This is a genomic window from Ligilactobacillus acidipiscis, assembly GCF_900116935.1.
GTDB classification, from domain to species: domain Bacteria; phylum Bacillota; class Bacilli; order Lactobacillales; family Lactobacillaceae; genus Ligilactobacillus; species Ligilactobacillus acidipiscis.
The window spans coordinates 1,175,719-1,190,510 of the sequence record NZ_LT630287.1; the positions used below are offsets into that span (position 1 = coordinate 1,175,719).

14 protein-coding genes are annotated in these 14,792 nt (G+C 39.1%); all 14 read left to right on the forward strand.

What is annotated here, in order from left to right; translation table 11 throughout:
- The first annotated feature begins 14 nt into the window (after nt 1-14).
- The 14 genes from rnpM to BQ5903_RS05425 all read left to right on the forward strand — a co-directional run bounded on the left by rnpM (nt 15) and on the right by BQ5903_RS05425 (nt 14,719).
- On the forward strand, nt 15-311 hold the full coding sequence (rnpM, locus tag BQ5903_RS05360; protein ID WP_010496177.1) for an RNase P modulator RnpM: 297 nt from the start codon (nt 15-17) through the stop codon (nt 309-311).
- A complete protein-coding gene (locus BQ5903_RS05365; protein WP_010496176.1) occupies nt 301-606 on the forward strand; it encodes a YlxQ-related RNA-binding protein in 306 nt (101 codons plus the stop codon). Before rnpM ends, BQ5903_RS05365 begins: the two co-directional genes overlap by 11 nt.
- Before the next feature lie 76 nt (nt 607-682).
- Entirely contained in the window at nt 683-3,010 is a 2,328-nt protein-coding gene (gene infB, locus BQ5903_RS05370; RefSeq protein WP_010496174.1) for a translation initiation factor IF-2, read from the forward strand.
- Nucleotides 3,011-3,063: 53 nt separating this feature from the next.
- Entirely contained in the window at nt 3,064-3,420 is a 357-nt protein-coding gene (gene rbfA / locus BQ5903_RS05375; RefSeq protein ID WP_010496172.1) for a 30S ribosome-binding factor RbfA, read from the forward strand.
- Between the two features lie 189 nt (nt 3,421-3,609).
- Nucleotides 3,610-4,530, forward strand: a complete 921-nt coding sequence (gene truB / locus BQ5903_RS05380) for a tRNA pseudouridine(55) synthase TruB (protein ID WP_010496170.1) — start codon at nt 3,610-3,612, stop codon at nt 4,528-4,530.
- A gap of 13 nt (nt 4,531-4,543) precedes the next feature.
- Nucleotides 4,544-5,524: a riboflavin biosynthesis protein RibF gene (gene ribF, locus BQ5903_RS05385; RefSeq protein ID WP_079579014.1), complete on the forward strand. Its 981-nt coding sequence runs from the start codon at nt 4,544-4,546 to the stop codon at nt 5,522-5,524.
- A gap of 109 nt (nt 5,525-5,633) precedes the next feature.
- Entirely contained in the window at nt 5,634-6,668 is a 1,035-nt protein-coding gene (gene hrcA, locus BQ5903_RS05390) for a heat-inducible transcriptional repressor HrcA (RefSeq protein WP_079579016.1), read from the forward strand.
- 17 nt (nt 6,669-6,685) lie between these two features.
- Entirely contained in the window at nt 6,686-7,279 is a 594-nt protein-coding gene (gene grpE, locus BQ5903_RS05395; protein WP_010496164.1) for a nucleotide exchange factor GrpE, read from the forward strand.
- Between the two features lie 52 nt (nt 7,280-7,331).
- A complete protein-coding gene (gene dnaK, locus BQ5903_RS05400; protein ID WP_010496163.1) occupies nt 7,332-9,191 on the forward strand; it encodes a molecular chaperone DnaK in 1,860 nt (619 codons plus the stop codon).
- A gap of 113 nt (nt 9,192-9,304) precedes the next feature.
- Nucleotides 9,305-10,429 (forward strand): molecular chaperone DnaJ, encoded by a 1,125-nt coding sequence (gene dnaJ / locus BQ5903_RS05405; RefSeq protein WP_010496162.1) that lies wholly within the window; start codon nt 9,305-9,307, stop codon nt 10,427-10,429.
- Between the two features lie 195 nt (nt 10,430-10,624).
- The gene (locus BQ5903_RS05410) at nt 10,625-11,137 is read left to right on the forward strand and encodes a nucleoside 2-deoxyribosyltransferase (protein ID WP_010496158.1); all 513 of its coding nucleotides are present in this window, start codon (nt 10,625-10,627) and stop codon (nt 11,135-11,137) included.
- A gap of 62 nt (nt 11,138-11,199) precedes the next feature.
- The gene (locus tag BQ5903_RS05415) at nt 11,200-11,751 is read left to right on the forward strand and encodes a GNAT family N-acetyltransferase (protein ID WP_079579018.1); all 552 of its coding nucleotides are present in this window, start codon (nt 11,200-11,202) and stop codon (nt 11,749-11,751) included.
- A gap of 121 nt (nt 11,752-11,872) precedes the next feature.
- Nucleotides 11,873-12,724, forward strand: a complete 852-nt coding sequence (locus BQ5903_RS05420; RefSeq protein WP_010496154.1) for an alpha/beta hydrolase — start codon at nt 11,873-11,875, stop codon at nt 12,722-12,724.
- Nucleotides 12,725-12,988: 264 nt separating this feature from the next.
- Nucleotides 12,989-14,719, forward strand: a complete 1,731-nt coding sequence (locus tag BQ5903_RS05425; protein WP_010496152.1) for a pyruvate oxidase — start codon at nt 12,989-12,991, stop codon at nt 14,717-14,719.
- Nucleotides 14,720-14,792: the final 73 nt, after the last annotated feature.

The window sequence follows — 14,792 nt, forward strand, 5'->3', positions numbered from 1 at the left end:
GGAGGTGGCCTACAATGGCAAAAAAAATTCCAATGCGTAAGGATATTGTGTCTGGCGAAATGTTTCCTAAAAAAGAATTAGTCCGAGTCGTTAAGAACAAAGAAAATGAAGTTAGTATCGACCCGACTGGAAAAAAACAGGGCCGTGGTGCGTATATTCGTTTAGATGTAGCTATTGCGAAAAAAGCACGTGAAGACAAAACTTTTGATAAGACCTTTGGTATTAAAATCGATCCTTCATTTTATGAAGAATTAATTGCCTACGTTGATCATCAGGTTGCACGGATGGAATTATTTGGCGATGGAAAATAAACAAAAAGTTTTGAATCTGCTGGGTCTCGCACAACGAGCTAGAAAAATTACCACGGGAACAGACATGGTTCTAAAACAAGTGCGCGCACAAAAGGTCACTGTAGTTTTTGTAGCAAGTGACTGTGCCGAAAATACACGTAAAAGATTTAATGACAAGTGCCGTAGCTATAATGTTAGTTTATCTCAAGCTTTTAACGAGCTTGAGCTTAGTAATGCGATCGGACAAAAAAGAAGTGTGATCGCTGTGACTGATAGGGGCTTCGGTCGTAAAATGCTTGAGTTACTGTCGACTTAGGCGGATCAAACGGAGTATCGTTTGATTCGTTGCGGTCGGACAGATGCTCCGCAGAATCTAATCGGAGGTTGATGGTATGAGCAAAAAACGAATTTATGAGTTAGCGAAAGAATTAAATGTAAACAGCAAAGATATTATTAAAGTTGCAGAAGATAAGGGTTTTAGTGTTGGAAATCATATGTCGGTTTTAGGTGAAAACGAAGAGCGGCAGATTCGGGAATTTTATCAACCTAAGAAAAAAGCTCCTGCGCAAAAAACAAATAACAATAAGAAAAATGAGCATGCTAAAAAGGCCGTTGCTCCAAAAAATCAACAGAATGGAAATAGAAATGCCAGAAATAACGGCTCAAAACAGCATAGTCAAAACCATAATTCAGGCAAACCTGAACATAATGGTTCAAATAACCGTCCGGTAAATAATCAAAATAATCATTCTAAGAATGAAAATAGCTCCAAAAATAATGGAACGCGTAATGTACGCTCAGGAAACCCGCGTTCAAATAATCGTTTTAACAATTCAAATAACAACAATAACAATCGTAACAAGAATTTTAAAAAGAAGAATCGGCGCAATAATAACCGCAAGAATAATCGCAATGTGAAGATCAAGCATAATCCTGTTTCACAACGTAAGAATAAACCATTGCCAGACAAATTGATCTATACAGTCGGGATGAATGTAGCTGATATTGCAAAAAAGATTCACCGTGAACCTGCTGAGATCATCAAGAAACTCTTCATGATGGGCGTGATGGTCAACCAAAACCAATCTCTTGATAAGGATACGATTGAGATCTTGGCTGCAGATTATGGGATCGAAGCTGAAGAAAAAGTTCAAGTTGATGTTTCTGATATCGACAAGTTCTTTGAAGATGAACAGAAAAACCAAGAGCATTTAGTATCAAGACCACCAGTTGTTACGATCATGGGACATGTTGACCATGGTAAAACAACCTTGCTTGATAGGTTGCGTAATTCTCATATTACTGAGGGAGAAGCTGGAGGTATCACGCAGCATATCGGTGCTTATCAATTGCATCATGATGATAAGACGATCACATTCTTGGATACTCCAGGTCATGCTGCCTTTACTAATATGCGTGCTCGTGGTGCGGATATCACTGATATTACTATTCTGGTAGTTGCTGCAGATGATGGTGTTATGCCGCAGACGATCGAGGCCATCAACCATGCTAAAGCTGCTGATGTACCGATAATCGTAGCTGTGAATAAGATCGATAAGCCGGGAGCTAACCCTAATCATGTTATGGAACAGCTGGCTGAATATGAGTTGATCCCTGAAAGTTGGGGCGGCGATACGATTTTCGTTGAAATTTCTGCCAAATTTGGTAAAAACATTGATGAATTATTGGATATGATCTTACTAGAATCTGAAATGCTTGAATTAAAGGCTAACCCAGAACAACATGGGGCTGGATCTGTGATCGAAGCACGTTTGGATAAAGGCAAGGGCCCAGTTGCTTCACTGCTTGTACAGCAAGGTACGTTGCATACTGGTGATCCAATCGTTGTTGGAGATACCTTTGGTCGCGTTCGGACGATGACAAATGCTCGTGGCAAACGAATCAAGGAAGCAACTCCGGCAACTCCTGTTGAAATTACTGGACTCAGTGACGTCCCTGATTCAGGGGACAGATTTGTAGCCTTTGGTGATGAAAAAACTGCACGTGCGGCCGGTGAAAAACGTGCTGAACAAGCAGTTTTACGTGAACGTCAAAAGACTAACCATGTGACTTTGGACAATTTGTTTGATACTTTAAAAGAAGGGGAAATGAAAGAAGTTAGCGTGATCATTAAGGCAGACGTTCAAGGCTCTGTAGAGGCTTTGGCACAAAGTTTTAAGAAAATCGATGTTGAAGGTGTCCGGGTCAATATTATTCATGAAGCTGTTGGTGCTATTAATGAAAGTGATGTTACTTTAGCAGAGGCTTCTAACGCAATTATTGTCGGTTTTAATGTTCGTCCTACACCGCGTGCCCGTGCTCAAGCCGAGTCTGATAAAGTTGATATTCGTTTGCATAATGTTATTTATAAAGCAATCGATGAGATAGAGACTGCTATGAAGGGAATGCTTGAACCCGAATATGAAGAAAAAATCACAGGTCAAGTTGAGATCCGTGAGACTTATAAAGTTTCTAAGCTTGGTACGATCGGTGGCGGTTTTGTCACTAACGGTTATATCCAACGCGATAGTGGTGTCCGTGTGATCCGTGATGGTATTGTGATTTATGAGGGTAATTTGGCTAGTTTGAAACGTTTTAAAGATGATGTTAAACAAGTTAAACAAGGTTATGAATGCGGCTTGATGATCGAAAAATATAATGATATCAAGGTTGGAGATCAAATCGAGTCATATATTATGGAAGAAGTACCAGTTCGATAATAGCTGACTGACGGCTATTATTAACCTTGAAAAGAATTTAAGGGAGGATAATGATGGCACAACAGATACGTGTTGGCAGATTAGCGCAAGAAATTCAGCGTGAAGTCAATGATATATTGCAAAAACGTGTCCGTGATCCACGTATTCAAGGTGTGACGATCACAGGCGTTGATGTCACTGGTGATCTGCAGCAGGCGACAATATATTACAGTATTTTGTCTGATTTGGCTTCTGATCAGGAGAAAACAGCCAAGGGCTTAAAAAGGGCCACAGGTTTGATCAGAGGAGAACTGGGACATAGATTAAGTATTTATGTTACTCCAGAAATTGAATTCAAACAGGATAAATCAGAACGATATGGTGAGCATATTGATGAATTGTTGCGTAAGCTGCATCAGGAGGAACAATAGATATTACTGAAGGTGTTTTGATGGATAACTAGAAAAATCAAGTTGTCCCATACCTAAAACATCTTTGACGACAGGTCGCTGCAAAACATTGTTTTGTAGCGGTTTTCTTTTAAAAAAAGACGCGGTTGCTTTTAAAGTAAACCAATTTTAGAACAGAAAAAATTAGTGACCAAAAATGAGGGGATTTTGATGGAAGGTATTTTGCCTTTATATAAAGAAAGAGGAATGACAAGTAATGACGCAGTTTTCAAGTGCAGGAAAATCTTCAAAACAGGTAAAGTTGGTCATTCAGGAACACTAGATCCTAATGTTGATGGCGTTTTACCAATATGTATTGGAAAAGCAACCAAGGTCGTTAACTATTTAATGGATTCTGGTAAAATATATCAAGGAGAGATCACATTAGGATTTGCGACCGAAACTGAAGATCTTGAAGGAAAAATTATTACTAAAGAAGAAATTGAAAAACGAATATCTGCCGACCAAATAGACGAAAAGATGAGAGAGTTGACGGGTACGCAGATTCAGATCCCACCGATGTACTCAGCTATTAAAGTTAACGGCCGCCGTCTATACGATTACGCTCGGCACAATGAACCGGTCAAACGGCCTGAGCGTCAAGTGACCGTAGACTATTTCAAACAAACCAGTCCAACAGTTTACGATCAGGAAAAAAAACAACAAAAAATCTTTTTTGAAGTTGGTTGTCAAAAGGGGACATATGTACGGACACTAGCGGTTGATTTAGGGAAAAAATTGGGTGTACCTGCAGTGATGTCTGACTTAACTAGACTAAAAAGTGGTGGTTTTTCAATTGAGGAATCGATTAGCTTAAAAAAGTTAAGTGAAATGGATGAACAACAGCTGGAACAAATTTTAAAGCCCGTCAGTCACGCCTTGAAAAAATATCCGCAGTACGAATTATCTGTTGATGAATGGAAGATCATTCAAAATGGCGGCTTTTTAAGTCCCGAAAGTGTGCAAAACCAACTTAAAGGTGAACTGCAAAACAAACTTGTTTTGTTTTATGAGGGGCGTGCACGGTGTGTTTATTTTTACAACAGGCCTAAAAAAAGATATCAACCTGAGCAAATGATAGATTTAGTCTGAAAGAGGAATGAAAATGCAAGTTATTAATTTATCAGAGCCATACGATAAAGACCTAATACCTTCTGAACCAATTGTTCTAGCATTAGGTTTTTTTGACGGCGTCCACCGTGGACATCAAAGGGTTATTAAGACTGCTAAAAAAATAGCCCAAGAAAAAAACATTAAGTTAGCAGTCATGACCTTTGATCGTTATCCAAAAATTGCCTATCAAGATCTTGATCCAGCAAAGGTACGCTATTTGACGCTCTTGAATCGTAAACTAGAATTATTTTCAAAAATTGGTGTTGACCTAACTTACGTAGTTGAATTTAATCAAAATTTAGTACCAATGAGTCCAAAAGATTTTGTAAATAAATATATAGTTGGTTTGAATGTAGTTGAAGCAGTGGCGGGGGTTGATTTTACTTATGGCAAAGCCAGTGTGGCGAACATGAAAACTTTAGTTGATTATGCAGCTGGTAGATTTAGGGTATGTGAAGTGCCAGAGTTGCAAGACGGTTCTGAAAAAGTGGGCTCGACACAAATCAAGCATGCTTTAGATCAAGGAAAAATGATGAAAGTCAATGAATTGTTAGGTTATCCTTTTGAAATTTCGGGTACTGTTGTTCATGGTAAAGCACGTGGGCTAAAGTTAGGTTTTCCCACGATCAATGTTGATAGTGCCTTGCGGCAAAAACTTCCGGCGATCGGTGTCTATGCAGTTAAAGTGAATATAGATAATGAATGGTTCGATGGAATGGCTTCTGTTAGTCACAACGAAACTTTTGGGCCCAGCAATGATTTGACTGTTGAAATTAATTTGTTCGATGTTAAGCGTGATTTCTATGATAAAAATGTGAGAGTTCAATGGTTCAAGTACTTACGCTCCTCAGTCAAGTTTTCAGGTGTCGAGGAATTGATTAACCAAATGAAAAAAGATGAAAAAAAATCTCGTGAATTTTTGCAGGATAAGTCCCCAGTAGAAGCTTTAACACAAGCTTGTAAGGCTAAATGAAAAGTTCGCAAAAAACATTGACTTTTCTTGACGTTTCAGTTAATGTCGTGTATATTAATAATTGACTTAGCACTCAAGAGTGTTAAGTGCTAAAAAAGAGGTGATTGTGATGTTAACAGAAAGACAATTACTGATTTTGGAGACGATCATTCAGGACTATGCTAATGTCGGTCAGCCGATCGGCTCGAAAAAATTGCAAGAGCAATTACCTGTACATGTCAGTTCTGCGACGATCAGGAATGAGATGGCTGTTTTAGAGCAAGCTGGGTATATTATGAAAGAACATTTAAGTTCTGGAAGAGTTCCATCGTTAAGCGGTTATCGCTACTATATCGATAATTTGGTCAAGCCGACTAAAATCGATCAAAGCGCCCTGGAAGTTATTCATAGTGCACTGGCTAACAATTTTTCGAAGGTCGACGAAATCATTGCTATGTCTGCAAGGCTTTTGTCTGAAATGACAGATTATACGGCAATTTCTTTAAAACCTGGTTCGAAAGATGTCAAGCTTGAAGGATTTCGTTTGGTGCCTTTGGGCAGTTCCCAGGTAATGTTGATCATGGTAACTAATGATGGCACTGTGGACAGCCAAGTCTACAATGTACCCTTGGGTATCCATGGTGATCAATTAGAAGCGGTCGTTCGTTTGATCAATGAAGAAGTTGTTGGCTTACCGATTGAAGAAGTGAGTGCTAGGCTGCAATCGAATGCGCCTAAGCTACGTAATTATTTACGTGAATCGATCAGTTTGCTAGATGTCTTTGATAATGTATTGAGTCGGGCTTTTCATCAGCAAGTCTTTGTCGACGGCAAGAAAAACTTGTTGAATTATTTGACCAGCGATAATATTGAGCAGTTCAAATCGATTTATAGTTTTGTCGATCACAGCTCTAGTTTAGGTGAACTCTTGAATACTAAACGTGATTTGGCTGTGATGATCGGTGATGAATTAGCGGATGATAATGTGTTGACCGATTATAGTCTGATTTCTGCTAAATATCACGATGGTAATAATGGCGAAGGTTTAATTGCCATTCTAGGACCAACAAACATGCAATATTCTAAGGCCTTGGGTTTAATTGATGCGTTGCGGTCTGAACTATCACAGCGGCTCAGCAATTATTATCGTGACTTTAATGATTAAAGAAAAGGGGTGTTAATTTGGCCGATGAAAAAAATTTGAGCGAAAAACCTGAGAAAGTAAAGAAAGACTCTGCTTCAGATGCTGCAGTGAAACAACCAGAAGATGGCAACAAAGCAGTTAATAATGAAGAAGCTCAAACAAAAAAGATTGATACAAAACAAGCTAAAATAGATGAACTATCCCAAAAGCTGGATGAGACAGAAGATAAGTATTTACGTGCAGAAGCCGAGATAGTTAATATGCAAAACCGCTATAAAAAAGAGCAGGAACGCTTGTTAAGATATCAAGGTCAAGAGATTGCAAAGGCAATTTTGCCGGCTGTTGATAATTTGAAACGTGCTTTAGAAATTGAAGTTGATGATAAAAGCTCTAAGCAGTTGAAAAAGGGCGTAGAAATGGTTGCCAACGATATTCAAAACGCACTTTCAAACAATCACGTCGTTAAAATGAATTCTTTGAATGAAAAGTTTGACCCTAACTTCCATCAGGCTGTTAAAACAGTGCCAGTGCAAAAAGGGCAAAAAGCAGACACAGTTGTTGAAGTTTATCAAGAAGGATATATGCTTAAAGACCGTGTCTTAAGGCCTGCAATGGTAGTTGTTGCACAATAAATAATGTTATTAAAAATATTGAAAAATTAATTTTTAAGAGAGGTAGAATTGTATGTCAAAAGTTATTGGTATTGATTTAGGGACCACAAACTCTGCAGTTGCTGTTCTTGAAGGTAAAGATGCAAAGATCATCACTAATCCTGAAGGAAATCGGACAACTCCTTCTGTAGTGTCCTTTAAAGATGGTGAAACACAAGTTGGTGAAGTTGCTAAACGCCAGGCCATCACTAACCCAGATACAGTTTCTTCGATCAAGAGTCACATGGGAGAAGAAAATTATAAAGTTTCGGTCAACGGCAAGGAATATACTCCACAAGAAATTTCTGCTATGATTTTACAACACATTAAAAATTATGCAGAATCATATTTGGGTGAATCAGTTTCTCAAGCAGTTATTACTGTTCCTGCATACTTTAATGATTCACAACGTCAAGCAACTAAAGACGCTGGTAAAATTGCTGGTCTGAAAGTTGAAAGAATTGTTAACGAACCTACTGCTGCGGCTTTAGCTTATGGTTTAGATAAAACTGACAAAGACGAAAAGATCATGGTTTATGACCTTGGTGGTGGTACATTTGATGTTTCTATCCTTGAATTAGGTGATGGGGTATTCCAAGTACTTTCTACTAATGGTGATACACACCTTGGTGGTGATGATTTCGATAATAAGATCATCAACTGGTTAGTTGATAACTTTAAACAAGAAAATGGGATCGACCTTTCTAAGGACAAGATGGCAATGCAACGTTTAAAGGATGCTGCTGAAAAAGCTAAAAAAGACCTTTCTGGTATTTCTTCAGCCCAAATTTCTTTGCCATTTATTACTGCTGGACAAGCAGGGCCTTTGCATTTGGAAACAACATTGACACGTGCTAAGTTTAATGAATTAACAGCTGATTTGGTTGAAAGAACACGTATTCCTGTTCGAAATGCCCTATCTGATGCTGATTTGTCGACTGGTGATATTGATGAAGTTATTTTGGTCGGCGGTTCAACACGTATCCCTGCTGTTAAGGAATTAGTTGAAAAAGAAACTGGTCATCAACCAAACGAATCGGTTAACCCTGACGAAGCTGTCGCTTTAGGTGCTGCTATTCAAGCCGGTGTGATCACTGGTGATGTTAAGGATGTTGTTTTACTTGATGTTACACCACTTTCATTAGGTATTGAAACAATGGGCGGTGTCTTCACTAAGTTGATCGATCGTAATACTACGATCCCAACATCGAAGTCACAGACATTTTCAACGGCTGCAGATAACCAACCAGCTGTAGATATTCATGTTTTACAAGGTGAACGTCCAATGGCTGCAGATAATAAGACATTAGGTCGTTTCCAATTGACAGATATTCCTGCTGCTCCTCGTGGTGTTCCACAGATCCAGGTTTCATTTGATATTGATAAGAACGGTATTGTTAATGTTTCTGCTAAGGACCTTGGCACAAATAAAGAACAAAAGATCACTATCAAGAGTTCTTCCGGCCTTTCTGATGAAGAAATTGATCGTATGGTCAATGAAGCTAAAGAAAACGAAGAGAACGACAAGAAGCGTAAAGAAGAAGTTGACTTGAAAAATGAAGTCGATCAACTGATCTTCCAGACGGATAAGACTTTGGATGAAGTCAAAGACAACAAAGCTGTCGGTGAAGACGAAGTTCAAAAGATCAAAGATGCTCGTGATGAGTTGAAGAAGGCTCAAGAAGCAAATAATGTTGACGACATGAAGACTAAGAAAGATGACTTAACTAAATTAGTCCAGGATATGTCAGTTAAACTTTATCAACAAGCTCAGGATGCCCAAAAAGCTCAAGACGGTGCTGCTGATAATTCGTCATCAGATAACAATGGTTCCAATGATGACGGTACCGTAAACGGTGATTTTAAAGAAGTCGATCCGGACGACAAGAACTAATTAGTTAGCTGTAATTTAAAAGGTCGAAGTCCGTTAGTGGACTTTGGCTTTTTATTTGGATATAGATGTGATAAGCTAAAGGGACGTAAGATGAATTAATTTGGAGGACGGATATGGCTGAGCAAAAAGATCCATATGAAGTTCTTGGAGTTTCCAAGGATGCTTCTGCTGATGAAATAAAGAAAGCATACCGGAAATTATCTAAGAAGTATCACCCGGATCTAAATCATGAACCGGGCGCAGAGGAAAAATTTAAAGAAGTTAACGAAGCCTATGATATTTTGGGTGATGAGAAAAAGAAAGCTCAATATGATCAATTTGGCTCAACTGACCAACAAGGCGGTTTTGGTGGTGGCGGCTTCGGCGGCTTTGACCAAGGCGGTTTTGGTGATTTTGGTGGATTTGACGATATTTTTGGTTCATTCTTTGGTGGCGGCGGCCGTGAACGAAATCAAAATGGTCCTCGTCAGGGACGCGACTTGCAATATGAGATGCATCTCACTTTTGAGGAAGCTATTTTTGGTAAGAAAACGACTGTTGATTATACGCGTGAGGCACAGTGTAAGACTTGCGGCGGGAACGGGGCTAAACCGGGCACATCGCCGGAGACTTGTTCTAAATGTGGTGGCCGTGGGTTTATTCAGGTTCAGCGTCAAACACCACTCGGACGTGTAATGACACAGCAACAATGTGATAAGTGTAACGGTACTGGTAAAGAAATCAAGGAAAAATGTGATACTTGTCATGGCACCGGTAGAGTGCAAGAAAAGCATGCAGTCGAAGTCACGGTTCCTGCAGGGGTTGAAGATGGCAATCAAATGCGTTTGCAAGGCCAAGGTGAAGCTGGTCAAAATGGCGGACCATATGGGGATCTATATATTATCTTTACCGTTGCGCCAAGCAAGATCTATAAACGTGATGGAGCAGAGATCTATTTAGATCAGGATATTTCTTTTGTACAAGCAGCACTTGGTGATGAAATTGAAGTCAAAACTGTGCATGGCAAGGTCAAACTAACGATACCTGCCGGAACACAAACTAATACTACTTTCCGTTTGCGTGGTAAGGGAGCTCCTCTTTTAAGAGGTAAGGGCAATGGTGATGAACGTGTCACTGTGAAGGTCGTTACTCCACAAAGACTTAATAAAAAGCAAAAGGAAGCATTGCATGATCTTGCAGCTGCTTCAGGAGAAAAACCATCGGGCGATGGATCATTTTTCGATAGGTTTAAAAAATAATTTTTTCTTGGGACTCTTACTCTTGGTATAGGGTCCCTTTTTTTGCGCTTGAAGAAAAAACAAGCAGTCCCTTATTGATAAAAATTGTTTAGTGAGCAGTTGACGTTACTGTTAAATTCAGCAATTGCTTTTTGTTAATAATTTATATAGAATTGAGTTATGAGATTAAATTGTTAACATGACAAGGAGATATAAATGACGATCGCAAAAGAAAAAAATGTAGAATTTGACCCAGAAGTTTCGCCAGTTAAAGCTTATATCGGTTGTGCTTGGTTTAGTGAGGAACAGGATAAATTACGGCAAGCTGGTTTGAAAGCTATTGCCAAGAACCCGTCAGTCAGTCGTAAATTTTCACATTATCCATTAGATTTCCAGTATAAAGATTTGAATGTGACCGAACATCCAGAACTTATGGATGATATTGAATGGCAAGTGCAAACATTTAGAGCTGATATTGCAGGGATCAAGGGCTCAGATATTGGTATCATGCTTTTCAATCCTAGTGATATTGACGACGGTATCGCATACGAATGCGGTGTTTTAGCTACCATGAACAAGCCGATCGTTTTGGTGATACCTGATGACGATGAAAAGCCACTGAACTTAATGATCGCTCATGGTGTTACAAGAGTGATCAAACTCTCTGAACTTGCCGACTTTGATTTCCGTCATATTACGTTAGGAACTTATATTGGCAAAGTATTTTAATGTAGGTTTGGCATAATGTTTAAGACATTATGCTTTTTATTTTAAGGAGGAACAAAGGTATTATGAACTTGAAGTTAAATTTAACAAATCCCGACCAGCCAGATTGTGATCAAGTATATGCTTTATATCAACAGGCTTTTCCTGTAGACGAATTGTATCCAACAGACTTGCTTTTTGGCCATTTTAATGATCCTAATAATGAATTTTGGAGCATTTATGATGATGAAAAGTGGGTCGGTTTGGTCTATTGTATGACCGAAAATGATTTGACTTATATTGGATTTTTAGCTATCGCGCCAGAACTTCGTGGAGAGGGTTATGGTAGTGCAGCTTTAGCAGCAGTCAAAGAAAAGTATTCGACAAATAGGGTTTGCTTGTTGATCGAAGAAGTTTCTCCAAAATATGCTGATTATGAAGCTCGTAAGAAAAGATTTTCTTTTTACCAAGCTAATGGGTTCCAGTCAGCAGGTTTTAAAATTGCTGAACTAGATGTTCATTATGATTTTCTAGTAGCAACTGGTCAATCTTTAACTAGCGATGAATATCTTTCGTTGATCAACCATTATTGTGGTCAAGACTATGCAAAAGTAGTAAATTCTCACGTAATAGATTAACCCTAAGATCCAGCAAATAATTAAAACTTAAAAAAGTCTAATTAAAAGTTAGTAAATTATTTGTTATAATAAATCTATTGTATCAAATTTACTTTAACTTTTAATTGGAGGTACATCAAGAATGAAAAAAACAATCAAGGTCACTAAGCAACGTGCTGGTTTATGGCAGGAAAATAATGTAACTTATGCACAAGTTCCAGGGTGGTTAGGGCATAGCACACGTGATTTAAAGCTAACGGTTATTAGGCACTTTGAACAGCAAGAAAAGTCGCTGCCTTTAATCGTTTGGTTTGCAGGTGGTGGCTGGATGGATGTTGACCAGAATGTTCATTTGCCCAATCTGGTTGATTTTGCGCGCGCTGGTTTTGTTGTCGCAAGTGTTGAGTATCGACATAGTAACCTAGCAAATTGGCCGGCCCAACTTGAGGATGCTAAAGCTGCGATCCGTTATTTAAAAGCACACGCCGCTAAGTATCAAATAAATAAAGAACAAGTCATCGTTATGGGTGAGTCGGCAGGTGGACATTTAGCCAGTATGACAGCTCTGACTAATAATATGACAGGATATGATAAGGGAGACTACTTGGATGAAAGCAGCGCTGTCTCGCAGGCGATCCCGTGGTATGGTGTAGTGGACCCCTTATCTGCTAAACAAAAAAGTGCTTCTAATGATTTTGATTTCGTGTATCGTAATTTATTGGGTGCGGAGCCTGAAGATGCTCCTAAACTAGATGCTCGGGCTGATCCGCTTCAATTTGTAGGACAAAATAAAGTTCCTTTCTTGATTTTGCACGGTACTAAGGATGCAGTCGTACCTGTCAGTGATTCTGAAAAATTATATGCAAGTTTAACTGAAAACGGTCATCCAGCCGACTTGATAGAATTAGAAGGTGCAGAACATATGGACGAGCTATATATGCAGCCAGAGATCAGTGATCTGATCATTAATTTCATTCGGACTAACTTAAAATAAGATCGATTTGGCAATTTAAGTATCATAGAAACTTTTTTCAAAGAATTTTCACCAAATAATGAAAATTCTTTGAAAAAACAGTCAGTTTGCGGTAAACTAAATTTTGCGCAATATTTTGTGTTGGTATCTAAAGACACGGTAACAATACCAACGATCTTCGATAAAAGTAAATATTCCCAGTCAGGACATTTCTTCTTTTTTCGTTAGTATCTTACAAAAAGAAACCGTGTCCCTAGGAAATTTTTAACAGGGAGATAATAAGTTATGAAAAATGGTGCAGATAGATTAGTAGACGTTTTAACTGCCTGGGGAGTAGACCATGTATATGGTCTTCCTGGTGATTCGATCGATACTACAGTTGATGGTATTCGTCGTCAAGCAGATAAAGTTAAATTTATTCAAGTTCGCCATGAAGAAGTCGGCGCTTTAGCCGCTGCAGCAGAGGCCAAGTTAACAGATAAATTAGCAGTATGTTTGTCGATCGGCGGCCCTGGTGCAATTCACATGTTAAATGGATTATATGATGCTAAGATGGACCATGCGCCTGTCCTGGCTTTACTGGGGCAAGTTGAGTCCAATTTACTCAATACTGGTTTTTTCCAAGAAGTTAATACACCACAATTGTTTGAAGATGTAGCTGTCTATAATCGTTCGATCACATCAGTCGATCATTTGGCTGAAACGGTTGACGAAGCAATCAGGACAGCTTATGAAAAACAAGGTGTGGCTGTTTTAACGATCCCAGATGATATTCCACAGCAAAAATTAACCACTGCTTTTAAACCTACAGCTGATTTATTTAAATTACAAAAACCCTCGGTTCCTGCTGCTCAAGTTGAAGAAGCAGTTGACTTGTTAAACAGGGCTAAAAAACCTGTTGCTTTATTTGGAACTGGGATCAAGCACTCTGGTGAAATTATGCAGCGTTTTGTAGAAACGTATAAGATCCCATTTGTTGAAACTTTGCCTGCAAAAGGATTGGTTCCAGATGATCACCCGAACTCTTTAGGACAGGTCGGTAAACTGGGGACAAAAGCTGCTTATCAGGCTATGAAGTCAGCTGATCTTGTTTTGATGATCGGAACAAATTATCCATATACAGACTATTTGCCAAAGCCGGGACGTGCTAAGAGTATTCAGATCAACTTAGAACCAAGTCATCTAAACAAACGTTTTCCAGCTGATGTCGCAATTCATGGTGATTCTGGCGAAGTCATAGAGGCAATTTTAAATGCTGGCTTAGAATCGACTGACGGCACATTTTTAGCTGAATGCCAGAAACACATGGCTACTTGGAATTCATGGGTCGAAGCCAAAAAAGACTTGAAAGGTTCACCTTTAGCACCAGAAGTTTTGTTTGATCAAATCAAGAAAACAGCTGCTAAAGATGCCATTTTTGCAATTGACGTTGGGACAGCAACTTCTTGGAGTGCACGTTATTTGCCAGTGGGCCCACAACAGAAGTATACAATTTCTTCGTGGTTAGGCACAATGGGGTGTGCGCTACCGGGCGCTATCGCTGCTTCTCAAGCTTATCCTGATCGTCAAGTGATTTCGATCAACGGTGACGGCGCATTCGCCATGGTGATGGAAGACTTTGTAACGGCTGTTAAGTACAAGATGCCGCTGATCAATATTGTTTTAAATAATAGAAAATTAGCATTTATTCAATATGAACAACAGTCTGCTGGTCAGTTGAATTATGCGATCGATCTTGAAGATATGGACTATGCTAAGTTTGCTGATGCCGCTGGTGGTGTCGGCTATACCGTAACTAACAAGCAAGAATTTGCTGCTGCTTTGAAAAAAGCATACAAAGTTAAAGATCGTCCTGTTTTGATCAATGCATATGTTGCTGACGATGCTCCACTTCCAGGTCAGATCGTAAGCAGCGAAGCAAAGGGGTATACAAAGTTTGGAACACAGTACCTCGCGAAGAAACGTCGCATGCCTAAGTTACCACCGATCAAGGATATTATGCGTCATTTCTTTTAGACTATAATAGTGTAAAAAGCGGGAGAAAGATCTCCTGCTTTTTTTCACTCTGAAATGTCACTATTTACATTTG